The sequence below is a fragment of the Romboutsia lituseburensis genome, from assembly GCF_024723825.1.
GTDB lineage: Bacteria > Bacillota > Clostridia > Peptostreptococcales > Peptostreptococcaceae > Romboutsia_F > Romboutsia_F lituseburensis_A.
Window position 1 is genome coordinate 1,682,762 of sequence record NZ_JANQBQ010000001.1, and the last position, 17,082, is coordinate 1,699,843.

At 28.0% G+C, this 17,082-nt stretch carries 17 protein-coding genes; 1 reads left to right on the forward strand and 16 read right to left on the reverse strand.

Annotated elements, in window-relative coordinates:
• Positions 1-49: 49 nt before the first annotated feature.
• Entirely contained in the window at positions 50-1,675 is a 1,626-nt protein-coding gene (locus NWE74_RS08205; protein ID WP_258242727.1) for a DAK2 domain-containing protein, read from the reverse strand.
• A 14-nt stretch (positions 1,676-1,689) separates the two neighbouring features.
• Positions 1,690-2,040, reverse strand: coding sequence for an Asp23/Gls24 family envelope stress response protein (locus NWE74_RS08210; protein ID WP_258242728.1), 351 nt, complete (start codon positions 2,038-2,040; stop codon positions 1,690-1,692).
• Positions 2,041-2,518: 478 nt separating this feature from the next.
• On the opposite strand from NWE74_RS08210, the gene rpmB reads away from it, so the two are divergent.
• Positions 2,519-2,707, forward strand: coding sequence for a 50S ribosomal protein L28 (gene rpmB, locus NWE74_RS08215; protein WP_092726118.1), 189 nt, complete (start codon positions 2,519-2,521; stop codon positions 2,705-2,707).
• Between the two features lie 236 nt (positions 2,708-2,943).
• On the opposite strand, the gene NWE74_RS08220 is transcribed toward rpmB, so the two are convergent.
• From NWE74_RS08220 to priA, 14 genes are all read right to left on the reverse strand, one after another.
• The gene (locus NWE74_RS08220) at positions 2,944-3,093 is read right to left on the reverse strand and encodes a 2-oxoglutarate translocator (protein WP_258242729.1); all 150 of its coding nucleotides are present in this window, start codon (positions 3,091-3,093) and stop codon (positions 2,944-2,946) included.
• A gap of 332 nt (positions 3,094-3,425) precedes the next feature.
• On the reverse strand, positions 3,426-3,950 hold the full coding sequence (locus tag NWE74_RS08225; RefSeq protein ID WP_258242730.1) for a flavodoxin domain-containing protein: 525 nt from the start codon (positions 3,948-3,950) through the stop codon (positions 3,426-3,428).
• A 131-nt stretch (positions 3,951-4,081) separates the two neighbouring features.
• Positions 4,082-4,723 carry a thiamine diphosphokinase gene (locus NWE74_RS08230; RefSeq protein ID WP_258242731.1) on the reverse strand — a complete coding sequence of 214 codons (642 nt, stop codon included), beginning with the start codon at positions 4,721-4,723 and terminating at the stop codon, positions 4,082-4,084.
• An 8-nt stretch (positions 4,724-4,731) separates the two neighbouring features.
• On the reverse strand, positions 4,732-5,388 hold the full coding sequence (gene rpe, locus NWE74_RS08235; protein ID WP_258242732.1) for a ribulose-phosphate 3-epimerase: 657 nt from the start codon (positions 5,386-5,388) through the stop codon (positions 4,732-4,734).
• A gap of 1 nt (position 5,389) precedes the next feature.
• Positions 5,390-6,271: a ribosome small subunit-dependent GTPase A gene (rsgA, locus tag NWE74_RS08240; RefSeq protein ID WP_258242733.1), complete on the reverse strand. Its 882-nt coding sequence runs from the start codon at positions 6,269-6,271 to the stop codon at positions 5,390-5,392.
• A 155-nt stretch (positions 6,272-6,426) separates the two neighbouring features.
• The gene (gene pknB / locus NWE74_RS08245) at positions 6,427-8,340 is read right to left on the reverse strand and encodes a Stk1 family PASTA domain-containing Ser/Thr kinase (RefSeq protein ID WP_258242734.1); all 1,914 of its coding nucleotides are present in this window, start codon (positions 8,338-8,340) and stop codon (positions 6,427-6,429) included.
• 12 nt (positions 8,341-8,352) lie between these two features.
• Positions 8,353-9,102, reverse strand: a complete 750-nt coding sequence (locus NWE74_RS08250; RefSeq protein WP_258242735.1) for a Stp1/IreP family PP2C-type Ser/Thr phosphatase — start codon at positions 9,100-9,102, stop codon at positions 8,353-8,355.
• 17 nt (positions 9,103-9,119) lie between these two features.
• A complete protein-coding gene (gene rlmN / locus NWE74_RS08255) occupies positions 9,120-10,151 on the reverse strand; it encodes a 23S rRNA (adenine(2503)-C(2))-methyltransferase RlmN (protein ID WP_258242736.1) in 1,032 nt (343 codons plus the stop codon).
• Between the two features lie 7 nt (positions 10,152-10,158).
• Positions 10,159-11,484, reverse strand: a complete 1,326-nt coding sequence (gene rsmB / locus NWE74_RS08260) for a 16S rRNA (cytosine(967)-C(5))-methyltransferase RsmB (protein WP_258242737.1) — start codon at positions 11,482-11,484, stop codon at positions 10,159-10,161.
• A gap of 60 nt (positions 11,485-11,544) precedes the next feature.
• Complete coding sequence (locus NWE74_RS08265; protein ID WP_258242738.1) at positions 11,545-12,243, reverse strand: zinc metallopeptidase; 699 nt, start codon at positions 12,241-12,243, stop codon at positions 11,545-11,547.
• Positions 12,244-12,343: 100 nt separating this feature from the next.
• On the reverse strand, positions 12,344-13,087 hold the full coding sequence (locus NWE74_RS08270) for a DUF116 domain-containing protein (RefSeq protein WP_258242739.1): 744 nt from the start codon (positions 13,085-13,087) through the stop codon (positions 12,344-12,346).
• An 8-nt stretch (positions 13,088-13,095) separates the two neighbouring features.
• Positions 13,096-14,025 (reverse strand): methionyl-tRNA formyltransferase, encoded by a 930-nt coding sequence (gene fmt / locus NWE74_RS08275; RefSeq protein WP_258242740.1) that lies wholly within the window; start codon positions 14,023-14,025, stop codon positions 13,096-13,098.
• 14 nt (positions 14,026-14,039) lie between these two features.
• Positions 14,040-14,480, reverse strand: a complete 441-nt coding sequence (def, locus tag NWE74_RS08280; RefSeq protein WP_092726138.1) for a peptide deformylase — start codon at positions 14,478-14,480, stop codon at positions 14,040-14,042.
• Positions 14,481-14,499: 19 nt separating this feature from the next.
• Positions 14,500-16,989, reverse strand: a complete 2,490-nt coding sequence (gene priA, locus NWE74_RS08285) for a primosomal protein N' (protein ID WP_258242741.1) — start codon at positions 16,987-16,989, stop codon at positions 14,500-14,502.
• Between the last annotated feature and the right edge of the window lie 93 nt (positions 16,990-17,082).

Sequence of the window (17,082 nt, forward strand, 5' to 3'; positions counted from 1 at the left end):
ACCTTTAAGTTATATTATATAACAAACAGTTGTATAAATTTTATTGATATTATTCTACTGATATTAAGTAATAATAAAGAGGTTGACCTCCATAGTATAACTCTACATCTATATCTTCAAATTTCTCTTCTAACTCATCACGAAGATTGTTTGCTTCTTCTTCACTTACATCTTCTCCATAGAATAAAGTTATTATAGCACTATCTTCATCAACTAATTTTTCAATAAGTTGTGAAGTTACTTTATCTACTGAGTCTCCTGCTCCTAATAAATTACCTTCTGCTATTCCTATTATATTTCCTTCTTTAACTTCTATATCATTCATAACTGTATCTCTAACAGCATATGTTACTTGACCTGATTTTACTAATCCTAATGATTCCATCATTGCTTCTTCATTTTCTTGTACTGTGGCATCACCATTAAAGTTTACTAAAGCTGTAAATCCTTGAGGTGTATTTTTTGTAGGTATAACTATTATATTCTTTTCACTTAATTCTTTAGCTTGATTAGCAGCCATTATTATATTGCTGTTGTTAGGGAATATAAATATATTTTTAGCGTGAATATGTTCTATAGCTTTCATAAAATCTTCTGTACTTGGGTTCATTGTTTGTCCACCTTCTATTATATGGTCAACTCCAAAGTCTTTAAATATTTTAGCAAGACCTTCACCCATAGATGTAGCTATAAATCCAAATTCTTTTTCCTCTACTGAAGATGCTGTTTCATCTTGAGCTTCAAGAACTAAGTTTTCATGTTGAACTCTCATATTTTCTATCTTTATAGTTACTAATTGACCATGTTTTAGTGCATCTTGTAACACTAATCCTGGATCATTAGTATGTACATGTACTTTTATTACACCTTCATCTCCAACTACAGCTAAACTATCTCCATATTTCATCATCATATCTCTTATTTCAGTATCACTTATAGAGTTACTCTCTAGTATGAACTCTGTACAGTATCCAAATTTAATATCTTCTGAATTTATTTTGTTATTTGATATTTCTATTGTAGATACATTTGTTGATGATAAATCTTGTATTTGTATAGAATTTCCTTTTAACGAACTTAACATTCCTTCATATATTAAAACTAGACCTTTTCCTCCTGAATCTACAACTCCAGCTTCTTTTAATGCCTTTAGAAGATTTGGTGTTCTATTTAAAGATTCATTTGCTTCTTTTATAACAAGCTCTAAGAATTTTATTAAATCTTTTTCTTTTTTACAAGCTTGTACTGCATATTCTCCACTTTCTCTTACAACGGTTAATATAGTTCCTTCTATCGGTTTTATAACTGCTTTATATGCAGTATCCGAACCATTTTTTAACGCTTTAGCTAATTCTTCTGTTGATAAATTTTCTTTACCTTCTATTGCTTTTGCAAATCCTCTAATTATTTGTGATAATATAACACCGGAGTTTCCTCTTGCACCCATTAAAGATCCTTTAGAAAGTGCTTTACCTATATTTGTTATATCGTCTCCCTCTACTTTAGACAATTCTTTCATAGCATAAGATATAGTAAGAGACATATTTGTTCCCGTATCTCCATCTGGTACTGGGAATACATTCAACTTATCCACTAAATCCTTATTATTTTGAAGATTGTTTGCACCTGACACAAACATATCCCTTAACTGTTTTCCGTCTATATACTGAATCATTTTTTTCCTCCTAATTACTTAACTCTAATTCCTTGCACATTGATATCTATTTTACTAACTTTTATAGCCGTCATATTCTCAACTGTATATTTTACCCTATCAATGATATTATTTGCAACTGTTGATATATTTGTTCCGTACTGTAATATTACATATAATTCTATTGCTATAGTGTTATCTTCTAGTTCTTCTACTAAAACTCCTTTAAAGCCATTCTCACCTTTTAATAATTCTACTATACCCTTAGATTTGTATGCTAAACCTACTAATCCATAACTTTCCATAGCCGCTCTATATGCTATTTGAGATATAACTTGTTTATCTATTTCTATACTTCCATATTGATTGTTTATTTTTGCACTCATGGTTGACCCCCTTAAGTTCTTTTTTATTATTTTTATTTTGCTCAGAAAAGCTTAAAACTTTCTATTTTTTATGATATATAAGATATTATATAAGTATTTATAATATAATTGTATATAATTTTAAATATATTATCCAAAATTTTCTATAGTATGAAAATAAAAATTTTCATATTACTTTTTTTATATTATAGAAATTTATATATACTATAATACTATAAATATGATATAATTTAAACCTACCCAAAATTGTTTTAACAAATATTATTGTATTTTGGGTTATTAGAAAAAGAAATTATTAGTATTTCTTTTTTTAATATTTACTTTATACAAAATTATATATATAATTCTATATGATAACAAGATATTTCTCAATATGTGTAAAGCAAATATATATTTCTATTGCACGTTTTCAATATTTATGTTAATATAAATATGTTTTTAGTCTTTAAATAGTTATCATTTTAAGGAGGTGTACTAAATGGCAAAGGTATGTAGCGTATGTGGTAAGGGAAAGGTTTCTGGAAACCAAGTATCACACTCAAATAGACACAGCAGAAGAACGTGGTCAGCAAACTTAAGAAGTGTTAGAGCAATAATAGATGGTGCTCCTAAGAGAGTTAAAGTTTGTACTAGATGTTTACGTTCTGGTAAAATAGAAAGAGCTTAATTGCTTTTTTAAAGCCTACTTAGAAAGTAGGCTTTTATTTTTGTTTAATTCTTTATTTATTTTTTATTAGGTCTCATAAAACGTAATACTATATTTGATATCCACTTAGGTAATTTTATTGTTACCATTTTCATAAATTATCCCCCCATGATTATTTTTATTTTAACTCTACTTACAAAGTATATTTTTCTAGATATAAAAAAATTATTACTATTTTATAAATTTATAATTATGACTTAATATAAGAAAAATAATACCCCACATCCAATAAGAACAAAAGCAGTAAGTGCTGTCCATATCCAATTAGGCAATATCATAGACAAAATAACTGCACTACCAGTTGCTAAACATAAAATACCTAATAGGCCTTTAGAATTATTCCTCATTAAAAACACCTCCTAGTGTGCTTTTATTAATCTATTGTTTAAATTCTATATTTTAAATTTATGCAAAATAGTATATATTTAGACCTGTCCTACTTTTTTTTAATAAAAATTTATAATTTCAATTCTTAAGTCACGTATCTATTAATCTAATATAACTTTTTAATATATAAAAAGTTCGCTTGGCTAAGTCGCCAACGACTCTGTCTGTTGCTCAAAATATTTTTTATGCTCAAAATCAATTTATTGATATAACTAACTTACATCAGTTATCCATATTTTTTCAAGTATTATATTTTCCTTAAGCATAAAAAAAGATGCATTAACTGCACCTTTTATATGTTTTCTATTAACGATATAATTGACTTTTTATCACATAAATCTACTTCTCTTTCAAATCCATTCAATACTATTTTATCATCATCAGTTAAATCTCTAATACTCTTTTTATCAATACTAGATTTTAAACCTTTCATAAGAAATTTATCGATTAGGTTTAATTTTGAATAATCAAATGCACCTTTAAAATTAAATGTCTTAATATTTTCTAATTGTTCTTTATCAAAATTATTTTCTATTACTTTTTTTAAATTATTTTCTTTTGAATCTAACCCTACTGTAAATACTATAAGTTTTTTATCCTTTATACGTTCATAATTTTTATTTATAAATTTTATACCATTAATTTTCCCAACATATATTCCACCACCATATATTATAGTATTATATTTTTCTAAATCTTTCCCTCTAATATCATTTATTTCATACAAATCTGCACCTAATTTCAACGCTATCCATCCTGCATATCGTTTGGAACTTCCATATTTAGACTTATAAATTACCGCAATTTTATTTTTCATAATATCCCCCTTTATTGTTCATTATATATATATTTTATATATCTATAATAATACATATACTTTTTTTCATTTATTTCTCCTTTATTATTTATCATATTTTAAAATAAATAAAAGATAGCTTACGCTATCTTTTATTTATTCTTTATTACAAGTAAACTACCTTTATCTACTTTTATTTTACATTCATTATCTAGCATTACATTTGAAATACCCAGTGGTAAATAAAACTTCATGTTGTAATTATCAAGCGGATACTCTAAATTACTAAGGGTAACAGACTTTGCATCTCCATTAATAGGTATTACTGAGATAATATCACCCTTTTTACCAATAATCGATATTTCTTCATTATCAACTATGTGAATTTCTTCATTATCAGAAATAATTCTAGGTATTATACCTTGAATTTTTACATAATATAATAAATTTATATTAGCAATCATATGATCAGTTCTTCCACCTAATGCCCCTAAGAAATCTATGTTAGTTGCATTTAAATTTTGGGCTAAATATATACATAATTCTGTATCTGTTTCATTTTTTTTGGCAGGGAATTTTACAAACTTAACATCTGAATTTTTGTAATAAATCCTAACCTCTTCTTTAACAGAGTCCAAATCTCCTATTATAAAATTAGGTTTTATTTTCATATTATAAGTATGATTTGCCCCACCATCAGCACATATTATATAATCATAATTTTCTTTAAAAAAATGATCTTTTAATTTATTGTAATTATTTATTTCTCCATTTAATACAATACATACTTTCATAATTATACCTATATATTTGCATTTTTTCTAAATAACTGTACAGTTTCATTTATATTATTGCTATTAAAGATCGCTGATCCTGCAACTATAATATTTGCGCCAGCTTCAACTACCTTATTTACATTTTCAGGCTTTATACCACCATCAACTTGTATATCTATATTTAAATTTTGAGAATCTATAATGCTCTTTAGTTCTTGTATTTTAGGTATCATTCCCTCTATAAATGATTGACCACCAAACCCTGGGTTAACAGTCATTATAAGTACCATATCTACATCATTTAGTACATGTTTTATAGTTTCAATAGGTGTAGCTGGATTTAGTGCAACTCCTGCTTTTATTCCATATGATTTTATATTTTGTATTGTTCTATGTAAATGTCTACAAGCTTCCTGATGGACTACTATTAAGTCACATCCCGCATCTACAAAGTCTTTAATATATTTATCTGGATTTTCTATCATAAGATGCGCATCAAATACCATATTAACATCTTTTCTTAAAGATTTAACTAATGAAGGACCTAATGTTATATTTGGCACAAAGTGTCCATCCATTACATCTATATGCAAATATTCACATCCTGCATGTTCTACTTTCTTTACATCTTCTAACAATCTCGCAAAATCAGCTGATAATATCGATGGTGCTAACTTAATCATTTTAATATCTCCTTTTCCCTTGTCTAATTTCATTTAGTAGCTGTATATAACTATCATATCTTTTTTTAGATATTTTTCCTACTTCTACAGCTTCTTTTACAGCACAACTAGGTTCTTTTTCATGTATACATCTCGACCCAAATCTACAATCATCAAACTCATCAAACTCTATAAAGAATTCTTTAAGCTCAGTTTCCGAAATATCATCAAGTGTCAATGAACTAAATCCTGGTGTATCTGCTACCATACCCCCACATTCTAACTTTAAAAGTTCTGCGTGTCTAGTTGTATGTTTCCCTCTTTTTATTTTATCACTAACTTCTCCAGTTTGTAGCTTAAAATTTTTATCTATCTCATTTAACAAACTTGATTTACCTACTCCTGATGGTCCAGCAAATACAACTACATTGCCAACTAATTCTTCTTTAACCTTATCTATATTTAATTTAGTCTTATTACTTACAGGTATAACTTTATATCCACTAAGCTCATATGTTGATTTTACTTCATCTAACATATTCTCATAATCTAAATCAGCCTTAGTAAGTATTATAACAATTTCTAATCCTTCTTTTTCGGCTAATACTATAAATCTATCTAATAGGGATAAATTCGGCTTAGGATTTTTTATAGCAAATACTATTAAAGCTTTATCAACATTTGCTATAGGCGGCCTTACAAGCTCTGTATCCCTTTTGTTTATCTCTTCAATAACCCCTTTTTTATTTTCTTCGTCAACTACACTTATAGCTACTCTATCTCCAACTAAAGGTGTTACTTTTTGTTTCCTAAATATACCTCTCGCTCTGCATTCATAAAGTCCAACGTGTGTATCTACGTAATAAAATCCCCCTATTCCTTTTATTATTTGTCCATTTAACATTTATTGCCTCCTCTATTTTTTACTCATATATCTATTGTATCCTATTTTACTATAATATCATAATAAGTTTGTAATTAATTATAATTATAATAAATTTATTATTAAACATAAAAAAGCCTAACTAAATAGCTAGGCTTTTTTATGTTTAATTTTATTTAATCTGTTTCTGAACCATCAGTTGCAGGCGGATGAGGAGTTACTGTACTTCCGCCACCTGTATTTTCACTTCCACCATCTTCAGTACTTCCACCTGAAGAACCTCCATTACTTGATCCATTATTATTTCCTGATCCTCCATTATTATGTGATCCACCATTGTTACTTCCTGATCCTCCATTATTATGTGATCCTCCATTGTTACTTCCTGAACCATTATTGTTTGATCCATTATCATTTCCACCTGGATTTACAGGTGTTGTTGGAGTCTCTGGAGTAGGAGTTTCCTCTTCTTTCTTATCTTCTTCTTGTTTTGGAGTTTCAACTGGCTTTGGACCTTTACTTATAACTACATCGATCTTATCACCTTCTTCAACACTTCCAGAACCTGATTTCGGACTTTGGCTTATAACTACACCCTGTTTAAAAGTATCACTATACTCTTGTTTTATGTTACCAAGCTTTAGCTTATTTTCTTTAAGAATATTTTCAGCTTCTCCAAGAATCATCCCCACTATATTTGGTATTACACCTTCTTTTGCACCTTTACTCAGGTATATAGTTACAGTATCTCCTTCTTGTAACTCTGTACCTGCTTTAGGAGTTTGATAGATTACGCAATTTTCTTTCACATCTGCATTATATTCTTCTTTTATTTCAACTTTCAGATTTAAGTTAGATAATTTTTCCTGAGCACTATCCATAGACTCACCTGAAACATCTGGTACTGTTATTTTTTTAGGTTCATCAGAACTAGAACCAAATAAATATTGTCCAGCAAATTTAGTTGCTAAATAAACTTGTGTTCCTAATATAAGTGCTAAAACAACTGCAGCTACTATAAGAAGTTTTTTAGCTAAAGGGCTGTCTTCTTTACCTTGCTTTCTTTTCTTACTTTTCTTTTTATCTCTTTTTAATTTAGGTCTTTCTTCTACTTCTTCAAAATATTCATCATCTTCATATTCATCATTATAGTACTCCTCTTCATCAAATTCTTGTGCTGGAGGAATTATTTTCATAGATTTATTTAAATCTTTTTCATCTATTTTTTGAGTAGCATAATTATCATATTCTTTTATAAAATCTAAATCTATATTTTTTTCAATATACTCAATATCTTCTATTAACTCTTCCGCACTTTGATATCTGTTAACTGTAGACTTCTCAGTTAATTTTTTAATTATAGTTCTTACACTTTGTGGTATATTTATTTTTTCATCCTGAGTAAATTCAATTTCATCATTTATATGCTGAAGTGCTATTGATATAGGACTATCACCTCTAAACGGTACTTTCCCAATTAACATTTCATATAACACGATACCTAAAGAATAAAGGTCTGCATTGCTAGTTACATACTTTCCTTTTGCTTGTTCAGGAGAAAAATAATGTACTGAGCCTATTATACTTCCTATATTAGTCATAGTAGAATTTGAGACAGCTTTTGCTATACCAAAGTCTGCAACCTTAACTATTCTTCCTTCATTTGATATAAGAATATTATGAGGCTTTATATCTCTATGAACAATTCCTTTCTTATGAGCTGCACTAAGAGCCATAGCTATTTGTTTTGTTATATCTAAAGCAGTATACTCATCTAAAGTTCCTTCATTTTGTATTATTTCTTTTAGATTTTGTCCATCTATAAATTCCATGACAATATAATGTACTCTTCCATCTTCACCCACATCATATACATTAACAATATTAGGGTGCGAGAGGCTGGCAACAGCTTCTGCTTCCCTTTTAAATTTGCTTAAAAATTCTTCGTCATCTACAAATTCAGGCCTTAAAACTTTAACTGCTACAGTTCTGTTTAATAACCTATCCTTAGCTTCATATACAAAAGCCATACCTCCATCACCAATTTTTCTGATGATTTCATATCTATTTCCTAAAACAGTCTCTCCCACTTTATCACCATCCTACTTATCTTCTACTAAAATAACCGAAATATTATCTTTTCCTGCTATATCATTTGCATGATCTATTAATTCTTGAGCTAATAATTCTATAGATTCTCTTTTCTCCACTATTTCTTTTATAGTCTTATCATCTACGAATCCTGTTAATCCATCACTAGCTAAAAGAATTTTATCACCTTTATCTATTTTATACTTAAATATATCAACAATTACCATCTCATCTGTTCCCATAGCTCTCGTTATATGATTTCTCCTTGGATGGTTCTTTGCTTCTTCTTCAGTTATAATATGAGCTCGTACAAGTTCTTCTACTACAGAATGGTCTATTGTCACTTTAGAAAACTCATATCTGCTTAATAAATAGCATCTACTATCTCCCACATTCGCTACATATAAATTATTTTTATATAATATCGCAGTTGTTAAAGTAGTTCCCATTCCTTCAAATTCTTCACTACTTTTAGATTTTTCATAAATAATAGAATTAACATTGTTGTAAGCTTGTTTTATTATATCATCTACATAATCTATTTTTATGTTATTATGTTGCAATAAATTCTCTTTTAAAAAACATATTATATTTTCTACGGCTAGATTACTTGCTACTTCACCTTTTTTATGACCACCCATTCCATCAGCTAGAGCAAATATTCCGATAGAACCAAAATCAGTTTGTACAATTTCCCCTTTACAGTAGTCTTCGTTATTTTTTCTAACTTTTCCTATATCGGAGGCACAACTATAAATCATACGACTTCCCCCCTAAGCTACTTATGTTTTCTTCTTAGCTGTCCACAAGCTCCACCTATATCAGATCCCATGGATATTCTAACTGTAGCTGGTATATTATTTTTTTCTAGTACATCTCTAAACTTGTAAATATGAGATTTATCTGGTCTTTCAAAATCTCTTTCTTCTACATTATTTATAGGAATTAAATTTACGTGACATAGCATTCCTTTTAATAAACTTACTAGTCTCATAGCTTCTTTCTCTGAATCATTAACTCCTCTTATTAAAGAATATTCAAATGTTACTCTTCTGTTAGTTTTTCTAATATAATACTTACATGCATCTAGTATATCTTCTATTGGATATGCATTAGCTATAGGCATAATTTCTTTTCTTTTATCATCATATGGTGAATGCAGAGATAATGCTAAGTTTATTGGTATTTCTAAGTCAGCTAGCTCTCTCATTTTAGTTGCTATTCCACATGTAGATAAAGTTATATGTCTATATCCAATATTTAGTCCATTTTTATCATTAACAATCTCTAAAAATTGCTTAGTATTTTCAAAGTTATCTAAAGGCTCTCCACTTCCCATCAAAACAAGGTTTGATACTCTTTTACCTGTATCTTCTTGTATTTTTAATATTTGATCTAAAATTTCCCATGGCTCTAAGTTTCTTATTAAACCATCTAATGTTGATGCACAAAACTTACATCCCATTCTACATCCAACTTGATTAGATATACAAACTGTAACTCTATCTTCATAATCCATCATTACTGTTTCTATTATATTACCATCATTTAATAAAAATAAATATTTTTTAGTTTTATCTACTTTTGATTCTAGTTTTAATTCTATTTCTATGTTCCCAATATAAGATACTTCATCCAACTTTTGTCTTAAATTTTTCGGTATATTATTCATATCATCAAAAGTTTTAGCACCTCTATAAATCCATGAATAAACTTGACTACCTCTAAATGATTTTTCACCAATAGTCTTCATAAATTCTTTAAGTTGTGCTTCTGTAAAGTTTTTTAATGCTACCTTGTTTTGATTCATCTTATCACTACCTTACTCTTCTTAATTTTGATATAAAGAATCCATCCATACCATGGATATTAGGATAAATCTTTAAATAACCTTTATCTTGATTATCTAAATCAATATTTATTTCATTTATTGGTACTAATTCAAAATTGTCATATTCACTTATAAACTTTTCTATCACTTCTATATTTTCTTTATCTTGAATTGTGCATGTACTATAAATTAGTGTCCCACCTATTTTAACATATTTTGAAGCATTTTCTAATATAGTATATTGTATTTTAGGTAAATCTTTTAAGTCAACTTTTGATTTGTACTTTATCTCTGGTTTTCTTCTTATAATACCTAAACCAGAACATGGAACATCTGTAAGTACATAGTCAAATTTATCTAAACTATCTACATCAATCTGAGAGGCATCAAAATTTTCAACCTCAACATTAGTTAATCCAAGTCTGTTCACTGTATCATTTATAAGTTTTAACTTATGTTCAAATACATCTCTAGCTACAACTTTTCCAGTATTATTCATTAAAGATGCCATGTGAGTAGTTTTTCCTCCTGGAGCACTACAAACATCTAGAACCATAGAATTTTCTTTTGGGTTCATCACTTTTCCAACTATCATAGAGCTTATATCTTGAATAGTAAATAAACCTTGTCTAAATAATTCATTATTTTCTATATTTTTAAGATTTTCAACCTTTATGGCTTCTTCTATTATATTTACCTTTGACGCTTTTATTCCTTGTTCTTGAAGTTTATTTATAAGTTCATCTCTACTTATTTTAATTGTATTAACTCTTAAATAAAGATTTGGCTTTTCGCTATTTGCTTCAAGTAAATCTTGTGTAAAGTCTTCACCAAAATTTTTAGTCCAATCTTTTATCATCCAAGGGCTATAAGAATACTTCGTCGCTATATCCATTATTTCATTTCCTGTATCTATATCTAGCACTTCGCCTTTATTTCTAATTACGTTTCTTAGAATCGCGTTAACGAATCCTGATGATCTTTTATCATATTTTTTCACTAAATTTACAGTTTCATTAACTGCTGCATATTCTGATATACTATCTAAAAATGCAATTTGGTAAATTCCCATCCTCAGCAATATTTTAACATAAGTTGATAATTTTTGCGTCTTTATCTTTGAAAGTTTATTTATAATATAATCTAAATAATACTGATTTTCTATTACTCCATATATTAATTCTGTAGCAAGACCTCTATCTTGATTAGCTATATCTAAATTTTTAAAATGTTTATTGATTGCTATGTTAGAATAGTTGTTATTATCTTCTATATCACATAATACCTTAAATGCTATTTCTCTTGCTTTCATTCTTTTTCTCCTTATCTTTTTACACAGAAAAAGTCCTAGAAACCCCTAGGACAATCTCCTCTAATCATTATCTCTATTAGCTATAGCTAATAATCTTAGTAATTGAAGCACTGAAGTAAGTGCCGCTGCCACATATGTTAATGCTGCTGCTGTAAGCACTTGTCTACTTTGACCAGCTTCTTTCCCCTCTACAATACCTAAATTAGTCATTTGAACTATTGCTCTGTTTGACGCATTAAATTCAACTGGTAATGTTACTAATTGGAATAATACTGATACAGCAAATAATAATATACCAATCTGTAAAAGTGGCCCTCTAAACATAAATCCTAAAAAAATTAAAAACCAAGACATGTTAGATGCAAAATTTACAACAGGTACTAGTGCACTTCTAAAATTAAGAGGTGCATATCCTTTTGCATGTTGAATAGCATGACCACATTCATGAGCTGCAACAGCTATAGAAGTTATTGAAGTTCCGTAATACACATCTTGAGATAATCTTACTACATTACTTCTAGGATTATAATGGTCACTTAATCTACCTCTTACCATCTCTATTGAAACTTTATATAATCCATTTGAATCTAGTATTTTTCTAGCTACTTGCTCACCTGTATGTCCTCTACTTGAATTCACTCTGAAGTATCTACTAGTAGTAGATGTAACCTTAAATTGAGCATACATTGTAAATAATATAGCAGGTAATAATATTATAAGTGTTGGATCAAATCCAAATCCATAGTATGGTGAATACATAAACACCCTCCTATCCAAATAAACTTTATATTATAATATAAAGTTTATTATAATATAATTTTTGTATTATTAATATAGTTATATATAATATAAAGCAATATTAATTATTCTTATTTCCTACAAAAAAATTTATTGCTTCTTCTACTTCTTTTATATCTATACTTGTATCTACACAAGGTCCATTTGGTCTTTTATTAAATACACCTAAAACAGGTATTTTTTTTACATCCTGTACACCTGCAGTTAAATCTCTTTCACAGGCTACTGCTATAACAGCTTTAGGTCTATTATCTATTATAATCTTTCTAGCTAAAGTTCCACCTGTTGCAACAAAAACTTTTATATTTGTTTTATGTTGTAGTTGAACTAATTCTCCAATATTACATAGTCCACATTTGGCACAATTATTAATATCATTTGTAACCTTTAATTTACAGCTGTTTTTTTGTACGCAATGAGGAATAAGTATAAGTATATCTTCAGGTTTTATATTATATTTATTACTATAAATATATTGGTTATTTAACTTAACATATACCTTTCTAATTTCATTCTTAGATATTCCTATTAAGTTAGCTACTAAAGTTATCACTGGGAATAAAACATTTACTATGTTAAAATTAATTTTCATTGCCCATGAACTCACTTTTTTATCCTTAATTACTTTATTTGTAACTATTATTGAAAATATTATAGCTAAAGCTATAAAAATTATTATAATGTCAATAATCACTGCAAATAAATGCGTTAAATTAGATATGAAAAGATTAATAGCTGCACCACCAATTATAAGTATCCCTAAAAGTATACTTATAGCTGTCATATACTTTTTTGAATCTATCATATTTTCACCTAACCTAAAACTATATTAGCTTCTATATTATTTCCTTTTATATATTCTGATACTGCTACTCTTTTTTTACCTGGCATTTGTATTTCTTCTATTAATATTATACCATCGCTTGTACTTACTCTTATACCATCTTTATCTACATTAAGTATAGTTCCTGGTAATTTATCAGTTATTTCTTTTAATACCTTAGTTTTCCATACCTTCATAGTCTTATCATCATATATTGTGTAAGCACTTGGCCATGGATTTACACCTCTTACCAAATTATGTATTTCACTAGCATTTTTGCTCCAATCAATGTTACCCAGTGACTTACTCATCATAGGTGCATAAGAAAATTCATCATGATTTTGCTTTTCTCTAGGAGCACATCCTTTTTCTATTAAATCTAATGTTTCTTTTAGAGTTTGAGCTCCTATTACCATCATTTTGTCATGTAACTCTCCAGCTGTAATTTCATCATTAAGTTCAAATTCTGTTTTTAATATCATATCTCCAGTATCTAAACCTTCATCCATGTACATAGTTGTTACACCTGTTTTTGTTTCTCCATTTATTATTACCCAATTTATAGGAGCTGCACCTCTGTATTTAGGTAATAATGAAACATGAACATTTATACATCCAAGTTTAGGTATCTCCAGTATTTCTTTAGGAAGTATTTGTCCAAAAGCTACAACTACTATAACATCTGGATTTATCTCTTTTAATATATTCACAAAACTTTCGTCTCTAGCCTTAACAGGTTGATACACTGGTATATCATATTTTAATGCTAACTCTTTTACAGGAGGCATTCCTAATTTTTTACCTCTGTTTTGTGGTTTATCAGGCTGAGTTACAACACCTAAAATTTCATGTTTTTCATCTATTATTTTTTGTAAACACCCTGTTGCTATTTCAGGTGTTCCCATGAATACTATTTTCATTTAATCAGCTCCTATTACTTTTCTATTTTATCTACGAATAATACACCTTCTAAGTGATCTATTTCATGACAGAAAGCTCTAGCTAATAATTCTTCTCCCTCTATCTCAAATAATTGTCCTTTTCTGTTAAAAGCTCTAACCTTAACTACATATGGTCTTCTTACTTCTCCAGATTCACCTAAAACACTTAGACATCCTTCATCTCCTATTTGTTCTCCTGATGTTTCTATTATTTCAGGGTTTATAAGTTCTATTATCCCATCTCCTATATCTATAACTACAACCCTTTTTAAAACTCCAACTTGAGGTGCAGCAAGACCTACACCATCTGCTTGATACATTGTTTCTGCCATATCATCTAATAATTGTATTAACTTATCATCTATTTTTTCTACTACTTTAGATTTCTTTCTTAATACTGGTTCTCCTATTTGAACTATTTCTCTTAATGCCATTTTGTTCTCCTCCTACATTTTATAATACATTATTCGGGTTAATATCTATTGATACATTAACATCCTTATTAAATACAACATCTCTTTTTGTTATACATATATACTTTATTATACCTTTTAATAAATTTATTTCAATATTATCATCTTTAAATAATATCTGCCATCTATAATTTTGATTAATTTTTGATATAGAACAAGGATTTGGTCCTAATATAAATTCAAAGTTATTTATCCCCCTATTTTGTAAAAGATAAATAATTGAATCATACATATTTTGAGCATTTTGTTTTACTAAATTTTCATTTATTCCACTTATAACTACACTTATCATGTTATTAAAAGGAGCATATCCAAATACCTTTCTTATCTTTATTTCATCATCAAAAAAGCCTTCATAGTCATAATTAATAGCTCTTCTTATAGCATAATGATCCGTATCATATGTCTGTAATATTACAATTCCTTCTTTATCAGACCTTCCAGCTCTTCCTGATACTTGAGTTACTAATTGGAATGTGGTTTCAAAGCTTTTAAAATCAGGAAAATTTAATATCATATCTGCAGATAATATACCTACTAAAGTTACATTTTCAAAGTCCAATCCCTTACTCAGCATCTGTGTTCCTATTAATACTTGAGCTTCTTGGTTTTTAAACTTATTTAAAATTTCTTCTAGACTACCTTTTTTAGATGTTGTATCCTTATCCATCCTAAGTACTTTTATATCTTCAAAAATATATTTTAGCTCTTCTTCTATTTTTTGAGTACCTACCCCAAAAGGCTTAACATAGGTACTACCACAATCAGGGCATTCCTTAGGTATTTCTTTTTCAGATCCGCAATAGTGACATCTACCTACATTATTTCGTTTGTGATAAGTTAATGAAATATCGCAATTATCACACTGGAATACATATCCACACTTTCTACAAGAGACGAAACTCGCATATCCTCTTCTATTTAAAAATAGTATTACCTGATTTTTATTTTTAATCGCTTCTTTTATCTCCTGCTGTAATCTAAAACTAAATATACTTTTATTTCCAACATTTAGTTCATTTTTCATATCTATAACTTCAATTTTTGGAAGTGGTTTTTTATTTGCTCTTGATTTAATTTCAATTAATTTATATTCATCTTGTTTCGCTTTATAATATTCGTCTATAGATGGTGTTGCAGAACCTAAAACTAATGAAACATCATTTTTTAAAGCCATATATTTTGCAACTTCTATCGCACTAAATTTAGGATTTTTTTCTGACTTATATGACGTTTCATGAAACTCATCTATTATAATTACACCCAAACTATTAAATGGTGCAAATAAGGCTGATCTAGCCCCTATTAAAATCCTTACTTTTCCGACCTTTATAGCTTTATAAACATCATGCTTTTGGCCTTCTGAAAGCTGACTATGAAATACTCCAACAACATCACCAAACCTACTTTTAAATCTATCTATAGTTTGAGGTGTAAGTGCTATCTCTGGAACTAGAACAATACTATCTAGACCTTGATTTAATGCATAATCTATAACTTCCATATAAACTTCTGTTTTTCCACTACCTGTCACACCATGTATCATATATGGTTTTTTGTTTTCATCAAACATTTCAGAAGTTATTTTATTTATAGCATATCGTTGTTCTTCATTTAAATTTATTTCTTTATAGTTTGATGTATATATACTTTCAGGATTCCTATAATAATCTTCTAGCCTTAATGTGACAAGTTTTTTATCATGAAGTGATGTTATACTTTTTTTAGATACATTTAAAATTTCCATTGCATCATTTATTTCTACATCTTTATTATATTTTAAAAAATTAACAATTTCTTTTTGCTTGCTACCTAGATTTATTTTATTTGATTTTACGTATTCATCAACCTCTTCATCTTCCATAGTTAAGGCCAAGTAACAAACTTTTTTTTCATTTTTGTGATCTTTATACTCCCAATGTAAGCTTATTATATTATTCTTATTCATTCTATCTAGTATGTTGTTTATATTAGGAATAAACTTAAGTTTTTCAACTTTTACTTTGCCTTTATTTTTTTCAATAAGTTCAATAACTTGTTGATACTTTTCATCTAAATTAATAATAAATTCATTTAATTGACTATTATTTAATTTTTTTAAATTATCACTTATTGTTGCTACTTTATAATTATTTAATTTATATCCTTTGGGATATATTAAGTTTATACAATCTATATAGGTACACAAATATCTATTTTTCATCCACTTTACTAAATCTAGCTCTTCATTCCTAAAAATAGGTTCCTCATCTAATACATCAACAATTTCTTTTGTTTTTATGTCCTCTTCTAAATAATTTATTATTTCAAATACAAATGCTTCAACTGGCTTATTTCCTCTTCCAAATGGAACTAAAACTCTATGTCCTTCTTTTAATTCTTCAATTAAAAATTCAGGAACTTTATATGTAAATAAGTTATCTGTATGCACTGTATTGCTTCTAACTATTACTTTTGCATATCTATCCATTATTGTAACCTCGATTTTTAAAGCTGATTTATTCTTTATTTTGAAGTATTTCCTATTTGACTATGAATTACTCTAAAATAAATTTGATTAAGA

Excerpts from the sequence above, each read along its gene's own strand:
- rsgA (WP_258242733.1), bottom strand. The coding sequence starts at position 6,271 with ATGTTAAATGGACAAATAATAAAAGGAATAGGGGGATTTTATTACGTA.
- fmt (WP_258242740.1), bottom strand. The coding sequence starts at position 14,025 with ATGAAAATAGTATTCATGGGAACACCTGAAATAGCAACAGGGTGTTTA.
- NWE74_RS08270 (WP_258242739.1), bottom strand. The coding sequence starts at position 13,087 with ATGATAGATTCAAAAAAGTATATGACAGCTATAAGTATACTTTTAGGG.
- def (WP_092726138.1), bottom strand. The coding sequence starts at position 14,480 with ATGGCATTAAGAGAAATAGTTCAAATAGGAGAACCAGTATTAAGAAAG.
- rpmB (WP_092726118.1), top strand. The coding sequence starts at position 2,519 with ATGGCAAAGGTATGTAGCGTATGTGGTAAGGGAAAGGTTTCTGGAAAC.
- NWE74_RS08250 (WP_258242735.1), bottom strand. The coding sequence starts at position 9,102 with ATGATTTATAGTTGTGCCTCCGATATAGGAAAAGTTAGAAAAAATAAC.
- NWE74_RS08205 (WP_258242727.1), bottom strand. The coding sequence starts at position 1,675 with ATGATTCAGTATATAGACGGAAAACAGTTAAGGGATATGTTTGTGTCA.
- NWE74_RS08225 (WP_258242730.1), bottom strand. The coding sequence starts at position 3,950 with ATGAAAAATAAAATTGCGGTAATTTATAAGTCTAAATATGGAAGTTCC.
- priA (WP_258242741.1), bottom strand. The coding sequence starts at position 16,989 with ATGGATAGATATGCAAAAGTAATAGTTAGAAGCAATACAGTGCATACA.
- rsmB (WP_258242737.1), bottom strand. The coding sequence starts at position 11,484 with ATGAAAGCAAGAGAAATAGCATTTAAGGTATTATGTGATATAGAAGAT.
- rlmN (WP_258242736.1), bottom strand. The coding sequence starts at position 10,151 with ATGAATCAAAACAAGGTAGCATTAAAAAACTTTACAGAAGCACAACTT.
- NWE74_RS08265 (WP_258242738.1), bottom strand. The coding sequence starts at position 12,243 with ATGTATTCACCATACTATGGATTTGGATTTGATCCAACACTTATAATA.
- rpe (WP_258242732.1), bottom strand. The coding sequence starts at position 5,388 with ATGATTAAGTTAGCACCATCGATATTATCAGCTGATTTTGCGAGATTG.
- NWE74_RS08230 (WP_258242731.1), bottom strand. The coding sequence starts at position 4,723 with ATGAAAGTATGTATTGTATTAAATGGAGAAATAAATAATTACAATAAA.
- NWE74_RS08210 (WP_258242728.1), bottom strand. The coding sequence starts at position 2,040 with ATGAGTGCAAAAATAAACAATCAATATGGAAGTATAGAAATAGATAAA.
- NWE74_RS08220 (WP_258242729.1), bottom strand. The coding sequence starts at position 3,093 with ATGAGGAATAATTCTAAAGGCCTATTAGGTATTTTATGTTTAGCAACT.